Origin of the sequence: Streptomyces sp. NPDC088812 (assembly GCF_044750285.1) — a bacterium.
Lineage (GTDB): Bacteria > Actinomycetota > Actinomycetes > Streptomycetales > Streptomycetaceae > Streptomyces.
On the sequence record NZ_JBIVJP010000018.1, the window covers coordinates 39,989 to 53,952 of the forward strand.

The following is a 13,964-nucleotide window of genomic DNA, read 5'->3' on the forward strand; positions in this document are numbered from 1 at the left end:
CCCGTGACGGCGACACCCAGCTTCACCGGCGACGCGAACCCCTACGGCGGCGGCGACCCGTACGCGGACTACCGCACCGCCGACTTCCCTTTCACCCACCACGCCGACCTCGCCGACCGGCGGCTCGGCGGCTCGGTGATCGCCGCCAACGACGAGTTCTTCGCCCAGCGGGAGAACCTCCTGGTACCCGGGCGCGCGGAGTTCGACCCCGAGCACTTCGGGCACAAAGGCAAGATCATGGACGGCTGGGAGACGCGCCGCCGCCGCGGGGTGTCCGCCGACCACCCCTGGCCCACCGCCGACGACCACGACTGGGCGCTGGTCCGCCTCGGCGCGCCCGGGGTGATCCGGGGCATCGTCGTCGACACGGCCCACTTCCGCGGCAACTACCCGCAGGCGGTGTCCGTCGAGGGCACCTCGGTCGCCGGCTCCCCCGCCCCGGAGGAACTGCTGGGCGACGACGTGAAGTGGACGACGCTCGTCCCCCGCACCCCGGTCGGCGGCCACGCGGCCAACGGCTTCCCGGTGGCGGTGGAGCAGCGCTTCACCCACCTGCGCGTCAGACAGCACCCCGACGGCGGCATCGCCCGCCTGCGCGTGCACGGCGAGGTCGCGCCCGATCCCGCCTGGCTCGCGGCCCTCGGCACCTTCGACGTCGTCGCCCTGGAGAACGGCGGCCGGGTCGAGGACGCCTCCGACCTCTTCTACTCGCCGGCCACCCACACCATCCAGCCCGGACGCTCCCGCAAGATGGACGACGGCTGGGAGACGCGCCGCCGCCGCGACCGGGGCCACGACTGGATCCGCTACCGCCTGGCCGCGCAGGCCCGGATCCGCGCCGTGGAGATCGACACGGCGTACCTGAAGGGCAACAGCGCGGGCTGGGCGTCGGTGTCGGTGCGGGACGGCGACGACGGCGCCTGGCGGGAGATCCTGCCGCGCACCCGCCTCCAGCCGGACACCGACCACCGCTTCGTCCTGCCGGCCCCGGCCGTGGGCACGCACGCGCGCGTGGACATCTTCCCCGACGGCGGCATCTCCCGGCTGCGGCTGTTCGGCACGCTCACGGAGGCGGGAGCGGCCGGTCTCGCGGCGCGCCACCGGGAGCTGGGCGGCTGACGACACCGTAAGGCGGTCGGCCGGCTCCAGAAGACGGTCGGCTGAGGCACCGTAAGGCGGTCGGCCGAGGCGCCGTACGACGGTCGGCCGAGGCGCCGGGCGCCGGGATGCGGGCTCGGGCGGGGTCCACGCTGATGACAGCGGACCCCGTCCGAGCCCTCGGTAATTGTCGCGCCTCGCATGAACATGGAGATCATGTCGATAAATCTGCGCGAGGGGGACATAAGGAACTGATCGGTTATGTGTCTCAGGAGGTGAGACCGTCTGTTGCGGCGATGATTACTGTTAACTACCGTTCTGTTTGCGGATTGGTCTGGGACGGGCGATCCCAGGAAATCTCTGTCGAACGGAGTGGCTTGATGAAGCTTCGCTGGCCACCTCGTCGCCCTTTCTCGACGCGATGAGTGAATCGGTGTCGATTCCGACGCGCGTCAGAGCGGCGCGGTGCAGGTCAAGGTCGATATCCCTACTCTGTTCGTCCCCGTGTGTCCGGCCGCGGCCAAAGGTGTTTCCTGTGCTTTTCCAGTGAGTACCTGATTGGCGCGGAGATTTTCGGGGAGAGCCGGTACATCCGGATCCGAATGCGAAACAGCCGCACGCTGATTCGCTGCTGCGACGAGGCGCGTGCGAGCACCAGGACCACCGCACACGGCGGGCGCACGTCCTCTGCCCTGTTCCGAGGCGCCGTCCGTCGACCGGCATGCCGAAGGCGACCACGTCTGCCGATGCGCCGGCCCTGTCGTACCGGGCGACCGATCCTTCCTCAATGGTGATCACTCACTGTGTGTCCCGGAGGCTCAATGAACAGTCACCTCCCCCCTCGAGAACTGGCCTATCTGGTACAGGAGTTCCGGCAGCGAGCCGGCCTGACGCAGGACGAACTGGCAGCGCGGGCGAGCATCAGCCTCGGCGGGCTGCGGGACATAGAGCAGCAGCGGGTCGTCCGCCCCCGGGGTGGCACCCTGCGCCGGCTCGTGGGCGCGCTGGACCTGTCGCCCGTGGAGGGCCAGGAGCTGCTCCGTGTCGGACGGCAGGGGCCGCTGCTCTCCCACGACCTGCGATTACGGATCCTCGGCCCGCTGTCGGTGCTGGTCGACGGTGTCGCGGTGGAACTGCGCTCGGAGCGGCAGCGCACCCTGCTCGGACTGCTCGCCCTGTCCCCGGGAGCGCCGGTGGGCGGCGACGCCCTGGTCGACGCGATGTGGGGTGCCCAGCCCCCGCCCACCATCGTCGAACTGGTCCGCACCCAGGTGTCCCGGCTGCGCCAGCGGATCCAGCCGAAACGCACGGGACCGAGCGTTCTGATCGCCACGGGCGGCGGGTACGAGCTGCGCGTCAACGACGACCAACACGACGTCCTCGCCTTCGGCAGGCTGGTGGAGTGCGCCCGCCGTGAGTGCGCCGCGGGGAGGCCCGAGTCGGCGATGGGCTTCTACCAGCAGGCGCTGGGCCTGTGGCGGGGGGAACCGCTGGCCGACCTTCCGGGGCTGCATCTGCACGCCGCGCGGGTGGCGCTGGTGCGGCAGCTGGAGAGGGTCCTGATGGAGTACGCCGACGTCGCGGCCCGGGGCGGCCACTACGAACAACTCCTCACACCGTTGTACCGGTTCGTGGAGGCCAATCCCTTACACGAGTCAGCGCACGCCCGGCTCATGACGGCACTGGCGGGCTCGGGGCAGCGCGCGGTCGCGCTGGAACTGTTCGAGCGGCTGCGCCGCCGTCTGGCCGACGAACTGGGCGTCGACCCCGGTGCCGAGCTGAAGCTCACCCACCAGGGACTCCTCCGCGGCGCCTTCTCGTGGGAGCCGCCGCACCCGGTCGCCCCACGGCGATGACGCCGGCCTGCCCCCGCCGGGGGGCAGGCCGCCGGCCCGGTGCCGCGGATCAGGGGCGCCGGGCGTCCTCGTCCGGGATCCGGTGCAGCAACGGCCTGCTCCGGTCCAGGAAGCCGAGCATCGCCGGTACGGGGCTGATGATCCGCGGCCCCGTGTCGGCCGCCGCCAGCCTCCGCTCGTACACGGCGGGCAGCTGCGACCAGTGGGTGGCGGGGCTGAGGTGGTGCTCCTGGTGGTAGCCGTCGTTGAAGGTGAGCAGGTTGTACAGGCGGCCGTAGTGGCTCACCGCGTCCGCCGTGCGACGGCTCGGGTCGGCGCCGTAATGCCGGTAGTAGTTCTGCACGTTGACCAGGACGAGCGCCGCGAAGAACGCCGGGAGGTAGCAGAACACCGTCCACTGCCACGACAGCACCGCGCACCCGGCCAGGGTCAGGCAGTGCGCCGCGCGGTCGGCCTGCACCTGGCGCAGTTCCACCGTGCGCCGCGGCTCCCTGCGGGCCGCGAGGTCCAGCAGCCTGCGCTCGGCCGCGCTGACGCGCCACAGCCGGGTCACGGCGAGCAGCTCCCCGCCGCGGTCCAGCAAGGTGTCCCAGGCCCCCTTGAAGATGTACGGCAGCAGCGGCGCGTGGTCACCGTCCTGTCCGTCGCGGTAGGTCGAGGTGGTGTCCCGGGTCGTGCCGTCCGGCCCGACGGGATCGTTGTTGAACCGGTGGTGGTTGCGCACATGGCTCAGCTCGTAGCCCTGCGCCGACTGCCCGATGCAGGCCGAGTTGACGACCGACGCGACGGCGTTGAGCCGGGCCGAGGTGAACCACGGCACATGGGTGAACAGATGGGACACCACGATGATGTTGTAGGCGGTCATCGCGGTCACCAGGGCCACCTGGCCGGCCCAGCCCGCGACGGAGAAGCCGGACCACCGGGCGGCGAACAGGATCATCACGGTCAGTTGCACGACGCTGAACCCGAACAGCACGGCGTCCTTCGGGCTGTGCTTCCACAGGGACATTCTCCGCTGTCCTCCTCGGTCTTCCCGGTCTTCCCGGTCTTCTTCGTCTTCTTCGCCTTCTCGGTCCTCTTCGTCTTCTCCGTCTTCGGCGGAGCCGTCCACGGGCGACGGGCGCGGTCAGAGGTAGGAGCGGAGGACACCTCGGCGGCGGACGTCGAGGGTGGCGCAGTGGAACGAGCCGCCGAAGCTGTTGAAGTTGCGGAAGTCGCACGGAATGGGCGTGAGCCCGAACTTCTCGAGAGCGTTGATCATGGGCTCGTCCTGGCGCTCCACGACCACTCGGGTCTCGTCCAGCATCAGCAGGTTCATGTTGATCCACTTGCTGGTCATGTACAGCGGGTGCGCGTCGGGAATGACCGGGGCCGGCGCTTCGAGCACGTCCCAGCCCTTGAACAGGTCCGGAACCTTCGGCACGCGCTCGGGGTTGACCAGCAGCTTGCCCGGGGCGAGCGGCATCAGCGTGGCGTCGATGTGCATCGGGTGGGAGTCCTCGAACTCGAGCACGTGGATGCGGTAGTCGTCACCGAGGTGCCGGCGCAGCCATTCGATGCCGAACGCGTTGGTCACGTTGCTCATCTGGGCGATGATGTCCCGCCCGCAGCGGATGAAGTCGGCGGCGTCGAACGTCGGCTCGAACTCGGTCACCACGAGGTGCGCGGAACCGTCCGTGTGCCCGTCGGACCAGTCCTGGTCGAACTGTGCGTCGGTGAGCTCGGGCTTGGGACCGGCGCTCCACCGCGCGCCGCCGTGGAAGTACTCCTTGAGCAGCGGACGGTAGGCGAGTGCCTCGTAGTAGCGCGACCGCCAGGCCATCGGGCACTCGATGATGTCCTCGCCGATCACCAGCAGCGTGTCGCGCGGCATGGCCGCGTACATGCCGCTGCTGCTCCAGTCGAGCGTGCTGTAGGTGGTGCGCTGCGGAATCGGTTCCGGACGCCGTACCCGCACCCCTTCGGCCTCCAGGATGTGGACGAACTCCTCCAGTTCGCGCCGGGCCGCGTCGATCCGCTCGGCCGGGAACGGCCTGCCCGCCTGCGTGCGGAACGTCTCGACCTGGTGCTCGGGCAGCACCGGGGGCAGCGCCAGGTGCCAGGAGGGGAAGCTGGCTCCGTCGACGATCCCGACGACGACCTCTTCCAGCGGGTCCCACTCGGTGTAGGAGCACACCGGTCCGGCCGGTGCCTCGCTCCGGTCGGGGGCCGGCTCGCTCGTCTGCACAACGGTCATGGGTCTTCTCCAGACTTCGTCGGGGAGGCCGTCGGCGGGACCGGCGCCCGCCATGGATCCATCGTGGCGAGGGCACGCGTCACCGTGATGGCACTCACCGGCGCGCGGCAGCGGAGCGACACCCCAGATCAGACCGTGTGCACCGGGCCCTCGACGGGATTGCCACGGGCGTTGGGCCGCAGGGCCGGTTCCCGTGACGGGGCATCTCGCGCCCCCGCCGCACGTGTGGGCCGCTTCCCGTACCCGGCCCACAGGCGAACCGTGGACGGGAGGCTGTCCAGCCCCTTCGCCGGGGCGGCGGGTGACGCGGCCGACCACGACGTGTCAGGCCGGACGTCCATCATCGGAAGTCACCCCCGGGCGCCGGGCGCAGGGCAACAGCGAGGGAGAGCACACGGTGACACTTCCAGCGTCTGCGGACGTCGTGATCGTCGGAGGCGGCGTGATCGGCACGAGCATCGCCTTCCACCTGGCCGAAGCCGGCGTCCGGGACGTCGTGCTCCTCGAACGCGCCGAACTCGGCTCCGGATCCACCTCCAAGGCGGCGGGCGGGGTGCGCGCGCAGTTCTCCGACGCGCTGAACATCCAGCTCGGCGCCCGGAGCCTGGAGGCCTACCGTGCCTTCGGCTCCCGCCCCGGCCAGGAGATCGACCTGCGGTCCTCGGGCTACCTGTTCCTGCTGTCGCGCCCCGAGGACGTCGCGTCGTTCGAGGCGGGCGTCGCCCTCCAGAACTCGCTGGGCGTGCCCAGCCGGATGATCGACACGGCGGAGGCCCGGAAGCTGTCCCCGCTGATCGAGGAGGAGGGCCTGCTGGCCGCCGCGCACTCACCCGACGACGGGCACTGCTCGCCGGAGTCCGTGGTCCTCGGGTACGCGACCGGAGCGCGCGGACACGGCGCACGCCTGGTGTCCCACTGCGACGTGCTCGGGGTGGAGACGTCGGGAGGGGAGATCCGCGCCGTCCGGACGAACCGGGGCCGGATCGCGACCTCGACCGTCGTGTGCGCCGCCGGAGCCTGGTCGGCGGCCGTCGGAGACATGGTCGGCACCCGGCTGCCGGTGGTCCCCTACCAGCGGCAGATCGTCTTCACCGAGCCGTTCGTCCCCGAGCTGCGGATGCCGTTGACCATCGACTTCGCGTCGGCCTTCTACTTCCGGCGCGAGGGCCGCGGACTGCTGCTCGGCATGTCCGACCCGGACGAGCCGCCGGGCTTCCGGACCAAACCGTCCGAGACCTGGCTGCCGCGGCTGACCGAGGTGATGGCCCGGCGGGTGCCCGCGCTTCTCGACGCCGGTCTCGTCGGAGGCTGGACGGGGTTCTACGAGATCACCCCGGACCACAACGCCCTCATCGGGGAGGCCGACGTCGTCGGCAGGTTCCTGTACGCCTGCGGCTTCTCGGGACACGGCTTCCTCCAGGCCCCCGCGGTCGGCGAGATCGTCCGCGACCTCGTGCTCGGCCGGCCGCCCTTCGTCGACATCACCCCCCTGGACGCGGGACGGTTCACCGGCGAGCGCCTGCGCGTGGAAGCCAACTACGTGTGAGCGTAAGGGTGTTGAGCCGGGATACGGTGATCGCGGACCGGAGTGCCCTCCGGTCCGCACGACGAGCCGTACAGGGAGGGGAGACGCATGCGGGGCGCTGACGTGGCTCGCTACGGGACCGTCGCGGTGGTCTGGGGTGTCTCGTTCGCGGTGCTGGCACGAGCGGAGCGGACCTTCGGCTGGGTGGGGGCGGTCGCCTTCCGGGCCCTCATCGCCGGGGCGGTCGTGGCCGTGATCGCCCTGGCGGGCAGACGCAGACTCGACTTCACGGCCGGCTGGTGGCCGTTCGCCGTGGTCGGCGCGACGACCGTCGCCGGCCAGCTGATCGGCGTCTCCTACGCCACCCCCCGCATCGGCTCGGCCATGGCCGCCATCTTCGTGGCGACGATCCCGTTGTTCTCCATGGTCATCGGCCACCTGTGGGGGCTCGAGCGGATGACGGTGCGGGGCTGGGTCGGCCTGTCGCTCGGCCTCGTGGGCATCGTCCTGCTGGTGGGCTTTCCGGACGCCCCGGTCACGGACTCCTTCCGCCTCGGCTGCGTCGGCTCACTCGTCGGAGCGCTCTCGGCCGCCTACGGAAGCAACTACGCCCGCGCCCGGCTGCACGACGTCGGTTCCTGGGAACTGACCATCGGGTCCTTCTTCTTCGGCGGCGTGCTGACCCTGCCGCTGCTCTTCCTGGTGCCGGTGGCCGCTGCACCCGGCCTCGTCGACTACGGGTATCTCCTGCTGCTCGGTGGCGTGATGAGCGGCGTGATGTACGTGCTCTACTTCCGGCTCGTCGCCGGAGTCGGTGCCACCCGGGCGCTCAGTGTCGAGTTCGCGGTGACGGCCGTGGCGGTGGTCGTCGGCTCGGCCGTTCTGGACGAACGGCTGTCCGCGCCGCAACTGCTGGGCACGGCGGTCGTCGTCGGCAGCTGCTCCCTGGTGCTCGGGCTGGTCCCGCGGCTGACGCCCCGTCGCTCGGAGCCTGCTCCGCGGCACCCTTCCCAAGTGCCCTGACCGTTCCCGGCGTGCCGCTGTCGTTTCCGGCGTGCCGCGGCTGTTCCCGGCGTGCCCTGACCGTTTCCGGCGTGCCCTGAACCGTTCCCCGCGCGCCCCGGCCGGCCTCCGACCGCCCCACCGCACGCGGGCCACGGCGCGTACGGCGGACACCGCCGTACGCGCCGTGGCCCCGCCGCGTCCCTACCCGGCCGCGCGCCGGGTGCGCGGTACGGCGAAGGAGTGCCGGTCGCCCGACCAGGCGGACCGCGGGATCACCGACTCGATCTCCCGGACGTCCGACTCGGACAGGGTGAACTCGGCGGCCGCGACGTTCTCCATGAGCCGTCGGGCGCTGCGGGTGCCGGGGATCGCCACGACGTCGTCCCCCTGCGCGAGCAGCCAGGCGAGCGCGAGCTGCCCCGCCGTCACCCCGCGCGCCTCGGCCAGTTCCTTCAGCCGCTCCACCTGTGCGGCGTTGCGGGCCAGGTGCGCACCGTGGAAACGCTGGTCGGGAAGCCGGTCGTCGTCCTGGGTCAGCGTGTCGAGGTCGAGCGTCCCGGTGAGGAAGCCACGGCCGAGCGGACTGAACGCCACCAGCCCGACACCCAGTTTGCGGGCCAGCGGCACGACGTCGTCCTCGATCTCCCGCCACCACAGCGACCATTCGTACTGCACGGCGCTGACGGGATGCACACCGACGGCGCGCGTCAGTTCCTCCCCGCTGGTCTCGGACAGTCCGAGGTGGCGCACCTTGCCCTCGGCCACCAGCTCGGCCATCGCCCCCACGCTGTCCTCGATCGGCACCTCGGGATCGACCCGGTGCAGGTAGTACAGGTCGATGTAGTCGGTGCCCAGCCGACTCAGCGAGGCCTCGCAGTACCGGCGGATGTCCTCGGGCCGGGCCGCCAGCCGTGCGGGATCACCGCGCCGCTCCCGGAAGATGCCGAACTTCGTCGCCACGGTCACCTCGGCGCGCCGGCCCTCGATCGCGCGCCCCACGAGGCGCTCGTTGTGACCGGCGCCGTAGCTCATGGACGTGTCGAGCAGCGTGACGCCGAGGTCCAGGGCGCGCCGCAGGACGGCGAGGGACTCGTCGTCGTCGGCGGGGCCGTAGTCCTGGGACATGCCCATGCAGCCGAGGCCGATGGCGGACACGGTCAGGCCCTGGTCACCCAGTCGGCGGGTGGTCATGAGAACTCCCCTTTCCTGGTCGTCGCCGGCCGGGTCATGCCAGTCGGCCGGGGAGCGCGGAGTAGTTCAGCACCAGGACGTCGCGGTGGGCGGGCCGCTCCTTGTCGACGGCCTCGATCGGGGTCACCGCGTGGTAGGTCCGCTGGTCGTCGTTGAGCAGCAGGTCACCGGGCTCGGACAGGGTGACGGTCCGCAGCCGCTTGCCCGCCTCGTCGAACGTCGAGCTCTCCCCGCCGGTGATGTTGAGCCGGTCGACGAGCAGCGATCCGACGAAGGTCTCGCCGTCCCGGTGGCGCCCCTCCGGGGCGGGCTTGCCGATCTCCGCGCCGGCGGTGATGCGCACCGGGTGCAGTTTGATCAGCCACCGCTGGGTGTCGTCGATCGTGGTGAAGACCCGGCCCAGCCAGATCAGCAGGCCGTGCAGCAGCGGGTCCTCGGCGAAGTCCGGCGTGAGGGGCTCGTAGACGCGGTCGACACCGCCGTTGAGCCGGTTGAAGTACCGTTCCTGCCGGTACGGCTCGTGGGGCAGCGCGGTGAGTTCGCCGGTGTGCGGGTTCAGCTCGAACCGCCCGTAGCGGCGGTGGCGGTAGGTGCCGCCGTCCGCCATGAACGTGTCGAGGCAGAGGTCCTCCCAGTTCCGTGCGAAGCGGGCCCAGTCCTCGGGCCCGGCCCCGAGGACGCCGGAGAGTTCGCTTCCGGTCACCAGGTGCTCGCCGACGTCGGTCAGCGTCTGGATCACGTCGCGGGAACCGGAGTCGAGAACGATGTTGCCAGGCATGGCGATCCCTTCGGACGAGGAAAGGGCGACGCATCGATGCTGACGGGTCCGGCTGGCGGGGCGCGGGCACGTGACTGGCACCCGGGTGCCGGTGGCCGCGCTGGTGGAGGACGTGGCCGCGGACGGGCAATGGGTCCGCTACGGGGAGCGGGGGGTGCGCGCCCGGCGCGAGAGCGCGGCCCGCGCGCCGACGGGCCCGCGCGCCGACGGGCCCGCGCGCCGACGGGCCGGCGGGCCGCGCCGGGTTCCGTACAAAGACCGTACCGTCCCCGGCGCCGCCCGGGGCCCGTGCCGCCGACGTGCGGTGTCCGGCCCGGTGGGCGGGCAGCCGGACGTCGGCTTCCGACCGGCACCGCCGGTCATCATCGGAGGGTTCCGGACTCAGCGCGGCCCCAGGGAGGAACCTTGATCGCCGAAACGGACACTCCGCGGATCACGGGTGAGGCCCTGCCCGCGGACCGGTTCACGGTGTGCGAGACGCCCGGTCGGCTCGACACCGGCAAGGTGCTCGACGTCCTGCACGGCAGACTGGCGGCCTACCGGGTGCCGGGGTTCGTCTCCGCGCGCCACTGCGCGACCATCACCGACAACTTCCTGGCGTCCGGGCAGCGCACACCGCGGTACGGCGAGGGCGCGGACGGGGTGGAGGCGTACCTGGTCGGCGCCTCGCACATCGACAAGGACACCGACGCCTACCTGTCGGACGCCGCGCGCACCGCCGACGCGGTACGGGCGCTCCACAGGGACGCGGAGGACCCCGTCGAGACCTTCCTCGCCGCGCTCGTGGCGGCGGGCGCCGTGGCCGGGACCCGTCCCGCCTGCCACGACGGCCGGCCCGCCGGCGGCTCGAAGGCGGTGTGCTGGAACAACACCGGCGAGTACCTCCTGCTGCCGCACGAGGACCTCGCGCAGCTGAGCGACCCGCTCCAGGCCGGGTTCGAGGTCCAGGGCATCCGCCGTGTCATGGCCGTGAACGTCTATCCCCACGTGCCCGGCGACGGCGGTCAGCTCCGGATGTGGAACGTCGCTCCGGACGACGCCACCCGTGCCGCGCTCGGCCTCACGCACAGCGGTTATCCCTATCCCCGGGATCTGCTCGCGGACCACCCGAGCCTGGACGTCCCGGTGCGGACCGGGGACCTCTGCGTGATCAACGGGAACCTGGTGCACGCCGTCCTCGGCGGCGGACCGGACGCGCCGCGCGGCCGGCTGCTGCTCACCTGCTTCACCGGCCTGATCGGCGCCGACCTCGTCCGGTGGACGTGACGCCGTGGACGTGATGACGGCCATCCTGACCCGGCGCAGCGTCCACGCGCTGCGCGCGCCCGGCCCCTCGGACGAGGAGTTCGCCTATCTGCTCAGAGGCGCCGCGGTCGCCCCCGACCACGGCGGACTGCGCCCCTGGCGCTGGATCCTGCTGCGGGACACGGACGTGGAGGCGCTCGCCGCCCGTCCGGCCGGCGGAACGGAGCCCCGCCCACGGGACCGGGACGCCCGCGGCACCCCGAGCGCGCCGTTGAGGGCGGTGCTCGTCCTCTCTCCCGCACCCGACCAGGACGTTCCCGAGTGGGAGCAGGTGGCCGCGGCGAGTTCCGTCGCCTACGGCCTGATGCTGCTGCTCCACGCGCGGGGCTTCGGCAGCAGCTGGCGCACCGGGCGGCTGTGCGCGGGTCCCGAAGCCCGGGACCTGCTGCGCCTCGGCCCGGGTGAACAGTTCCTGGGCGCCCTGGACATCGGCACCCCCGAGGCGTCGACGCGGCCCGCACGCCGGTCCTGCCCGGACGTGTCCGACCGGGTCCAGCGCCTGGGACGGCCCGTCGGGGCGGTGGGCACGGCCGGTGCGTGAGGCCGGCATCGGCGCGGGGGTACGACGGGGGTCTTAGGCTGGGCGCACGGGGCCTTTGGCCGGGCGCACGGGGCCATTGGCCGGGCGGGGGTCTTCGGGCCGGGTACACGGGGGTCTTCGGTCGGCCACACGAGGGCCTTCCGCCGGGCACGTGGGGCCCTTCACCGAGCGCACGGGGGACTCCTTGCCGAGGACACGCGGGGCCTCTCGCCGAGGCCACGGGGGCGGGCACTGATCGGTACCCTCGCGCGTTGACGCAGTGACGGCAGGGGGAACGTGATGACCGATGTGATCGACCTGGAAGCGTTCGGCGAGGAGTTCCGGCGCGACCCGCACGCGGTGTACGCGCGGCTGCGTGAGCGCGGCCCGGTGCACCGGGTGCGCCCGCCCGGATCCGACAGGACCTACGAGACCTGGCTCGTGGTCGGGTACGAGGAGGCGCGGGCCGCGCTCGCCGACCCCCTGCTGGTCAAGGACGGGGAGCGGATCGGCATGACGCTCATGGACGAGGAACTGGTCGGCAAGCACCTGCTGATCACCGACCCGCCGCAGCACACACGGCTGCGCTCCCTCGTCTCCCGCGCGTTCACCATGCGCCGCGTCGAGGGGCTGCGCCCGCGCGTGCAGCAGATCACCGACGAACTGCTCGACGCGATGCTGCCGCGCGGCCGCGCCGACCTGGTGGAGTCCTTCGCCTACCCGCTGCCCATCACCGTCATCTGCGAGCTGCTCGGCGTCCCCGAGATCGACCGTGCGGCGTTCCGCGAGATGTCGACCGAGGTGGTCGCCCCCACCAGCGGGGACAGCGGTTACGACGCGTTCGCGCGGCTCGGCGGCTACCTCACCGAACTGATCGAGGACAAGCGGTGCGCCGGGCCGGGCGGCGATCTGCTCAGCGACCTGATCCGCACCACCGCCGAGGACGGCGACCGGCTCTCCGCCGAGGAACTGCGCGGCATGGCGTTCCTCCTGCTCATCGCCGGCCACGAGACCACGGTGAACCTCATCACCAACACCGTCCACGCCCTGCTCACCCACCCCGCCCAGCTCGCGGCCCTGCGCGCCGACCCGGCGCTCGTCGACGGCGTGGTGGAGGAGACGCTGCGCTGGGAGGGGCCGGTGGAGAACGCCACGTACCGGTTCGCCGTCGAGCCGCTGGAGATCGCGGGCGTGGCGATCGGAAAGGGCGATCCGGTGCTGATCGGCCTGGCCTCCGCCGACCGCGACGCCCTGCGCTACGAGGACCCCGACCGGTACGACGTCCGCCGCGACCCGCGCGGCCACCTGGCCTTCGGCCACGGCGTCCACTACTGCCTGGGGGCGCCCCTGGCCCGTCTGGAAGCCCGGATCGCCCTGGCTTCGCTGCTGGAGCGGGCCCCCGCCCTCAGCCTGGACGGTCCGTCCGGCGAGTGGCTCCCGGGCATGCTGATGCGCGGACTGCGCAGCCTGCCCGTGCGCTGGTAGGGGAGCATGGCCCTGCGCCGGTAGGGGAGCCTGCCCCTGCGCCGGTAGGGAAGCGTGGCCGCGCCCGCGGGCACGGGATTGTTTGTCCGGACAACCGAACTTCACAACTTCCCGTCAACCGGTCGCAGAGCTACGCTCGGCCCGTGCCGAAATCAGAAGTGGACCCGACCGTGCAGCTCGACCTCCGTGTGGACCGGAGCTCTCCGGTGCCGCTGTACTTCCAGCTGTCCCAGCAGCTCGAAGCCGCCATCGAGCAGGGATCGCTCACCCCCGGCAGCCTGCTGGGCAACGAGATCGAGCTCGCCGCCCGGCTCGGCCTGTCCCGCCCGACCGTGCGCCAGGCCATCCAGTCCCTCGTCGACAAAGGCCTGCTGGTACGCCGCCGGGGCGTCGGCACCCAGGTCGTGCACAGCCAGGTCAAGCGCCCGCTGGAGCTCAGCAGCCTCTACGACGACCTGGAGGCGGCCGGGCAGCGCCCCGCGACCACGGTCCTGGTCAACACCGTCGTCCCCGCGTCCGCCGAGGTCGCGGCCGCCCTCGGGGTCGCCGAGGGCGGTGAGGTGCAGCGCGTGGAACGGCTGCGTCTCGCGCACGGCGAGCCGATGGCGTACCTGTGCAACCACCTGCCGCCCGGTCTGCTCGACCTGGACACCGCGCAGTTGGAGGCGACCGGTCTGTACCGGCTGATGCGGGCGGCCGGCATCACCCTGCACAGCGCCCGCCAGTCCATCGGGGCCCGCGCCGCCACCGCCGCCGAGGCCGAGCGGCTCGCCGAGGAGCAGGGCGCGCCGCTGCTCACCATGCAGCGCACCACCTTCGACGACACGGGCCGCGCGGTCGAGTTCGGCGACCACATCTACCGCCCGACCCGCTACTCCTTCGAGTTCCAGCTGCTCGTGCGGTCCTGAGGACGACGCCCCCGGCGGCCGGGCGGTCCGGGCGGTCCGGGCGGTCCGGGCGAGGAG

Annotated in this window: 12 protein-coding genes; 8 read left to right on the plus strand and 4 right to left on the minus strand. The window is 72.1% G+C overall.

Annotation, left to right across the window (positions count from 1 at the left end; all coding sequences use genetic code 11):
- Window positions 1-3 precede the first annotated feature (3 nt).
- Entirely contained in the window at window positions 4-1,119 is a 1,116-nt protein-coding gene (alc, locus tag ACIP67_RS28505; protein WP_401695717.1) for an allantoicase, read from the plus strand.
- Window positions 1,120-1,919: 800 nt separating this feature from the next.
- The gene (locus ACIP67_RS28510; RefSeq protein WP_401695718.1) at window positions 1,920-2,954 is read left to right on the plus strand and encodes a BTAD domain-containing putative transcriptional regulator; all 1,035 of its coding nucleotides are present in this window, start codon (window positions 1,920-1,922) and stop codon (window positions 2,952-2,954) included.
- Window positions 2,955-3,003: 49 nt separating this feature from the next.
- Here the strand turns inward: ACIP67_RS28510 and ACIP67_RS28515 are convergent, their stop codons facing one another.
- Together ACIP67_RS28515 and ACIP67_RS28520 are read right to left on the minus strand one after the other, a co-directional pair.
- On the minus strand, window positions 3,004-3,963 hold the full coding sequence (locus ACIP67_RS28515; protein ID WP_401695719.1) for a fatty acid desaturase family protein: 960 nt from the start codon (window positions 3,961-3,963) through the stop codon (window positions 3,004-3,006).
- Window positions 3,964-4,080: 117 nt separating this feature from the next.
- Window positions 4,081-5,190 carry an amidinotransferase gene (locus tag ACIP67_RS28520; protein ID WP_401695720.1) on the minus strand — a complete coding sequence of 370 codons (1,110 nt, stop codon included), beginning with the start codon at window positions 5,188-5,190 and terminating at the stop codon, window positions 4,081-4,083.
- Window positions 5,191-5,587: 397 nt separating this feature from the next.
- Here ACIP67_RS28520 and ACIP67_RS28525 point away from each other — a divergent pair, with 397 nt between their 5' ends.
- A complete protein-coding gene (locus tag ACIP67_RS28525) occupies window positions 5,588-6,736 on the plus strand; it encodes an NAD(P)/FAD-dependent oxidoreductase (RefSeq protein WP_401695721.1) in 1,149 nt (382 codons plus the stop codon).
- An 87-nt stretch (window positions 6,737-6,823) separates the two neighbouring features.
- Window positions 6,824-7,738, plus strand: a complete 915-nt coding sequence (locus tag ACIP67_RS28530; RefSeq protein WP_401695722.1) for a DMT family transporter — start codon at window positions 6,824-6,826, stop codon at window positions 7,736-7,738.
- 183 nt (window positions 7,739-7,921) lie between these two features.
- Here the strand turns inward: ACIP67_RS28530 and ACIP67_RS28535 are convergent, their stop codons facing one another.
- Window positions 7,922-8,911 (minus strand): aldo/keto reductase, encoded by a 990-nt coding sequence (locus ACIP67_RS28535; protein WP_401695724.1) that lies wholly within the window; start codon window positions 8,909-8,911, stop codon window positions 7,922-7,924.
- A 34-nt stretch (window positions 8,912-8,945) separates the two neighbouring features.
- Window positions 8,946-9,689: a 2OG-Fe dioxygenase family protein gene (locus tag ACIP67_RS28540; RefSeq protein ID WP_401695725.1), complete on the minus strand. Its 744-nt coding sequence runs from the start codon at window positions 9,687-9,689 to the stop codon at window positions 8,946-8,948.
- A 405-nt stretch (window positions 9,690-10,094) separates the two neighbouring features.
- On the opposite strand from ACIP67_RS28540, the gene ACIP67_RS28545 reads away from it, so the two are divergent.
- From ACIP67_RS28545 to ACIP67_RS28560, 4 genes are all read left to right on the plus strand, one after another.
- Complete coding sequence (locus tag ACIP67_RS28545) at window positions 10,095-10,955, plus strand: hypothetical protein (RefSeq protein WP_401695726.1); 861 nt, start codon at window positions 10,095-10,097, stop codon at window positions 10,953-10,955.
- 13 nt (window positions 10,956-10,968) lie between these two features.
- Entirely contained in the window at window positions 10,969-11,535 is a 567-nt protein-coding gene (locus ACIP67_RS28550) for a nitroreductase family protein (protein WP_401695865.1), read from the plus strand.
- 279 nt (window positions 11,536-11,814) lie between these two features.
- Window positions 11,815-12,999 carry a cytochrome P450 gene (locus ACIP67_RS28555; RefSeq protein ID WP_401695727.1) on the plus strand — a complete coding sequence of 395 codons (1,185 nt, stop codon included), beginning with the start codon at window positions 11,815-11,817 and terminating at the stop codon, window positions 12,997-12,999.
- 170 nt (window positions 13,000-13,169) lie between these two features.
- On the plus strand, window positions 13,170-13,907 hold the full coding sequence (locus ACIP67_RS28560; protein WP_401695867.1) for a GntR family transcriptional regulator: 738 nt from the start codon (window positions 13,170-13,172) through the stop codon (window positions 13,905-13,907).
- Window positions 13,908-13,964 lie beyond the last annotated feature (57 nt).

Coding starts and splice junctions, on each gene's coding strand:
- ACIP67_RS28530 (WP_401695722.1), top strand. CDS start 6,824: ATGCGGGGCGCTGACGTGGCTCGCTACGGGACCGTCGCGGTGGTCTGG.
- ACIP67_RS28550 (WP_401695865.1), top strand. CDS start 10,969: ATGACGGCCATCCTGACCCGGCGCAGCGTCCACGCGCTGCGCGCGCCC.
- ACIP67_RS28510 (WP_401695718.1), top strand. CDS start 1,920: ATGAACAGTCACCTCCCCCCTCGAGAACTGGCCTATCTGGTACAGGAG.
- ACIP67_RS28535 (WP_401695724.1), bottom strand. CDS start 8,911: ATGACCACCCGCCGACTGGGTGACCAGGGCCTGACCGTGTCCGCCATC.
- ACIP67_RS28520 (WP_401695720.1), bottom strand. CDS start 5,190: ATGACCGTTGTGCAGACGAGCGAGCCGGCCCCCGACCGGAGCGAGGCA.
- ACIP67_RS28555 (WP_401695727.1), top strand. CDS start 11,815: ATGACCGATGTGATCGACCTGGAAGCGTTCGGCGAGGAGTTCCGGCGC.
- ACIP67_RS28540 (WP_401695725.1), bottom strand. CDS start 9,689: ATGCCTGGCAACATCGTTCTCGACTCCGGTTCCCGCGACGTGATCCAG.
- ACIP67_RS28515 (WP_401695719.1), bottom strand. CDS start 3,963: ATGTCCCTGTGGAAGCACAGCCCGAAGGACGCCGTGCTGTTCGGGTTC.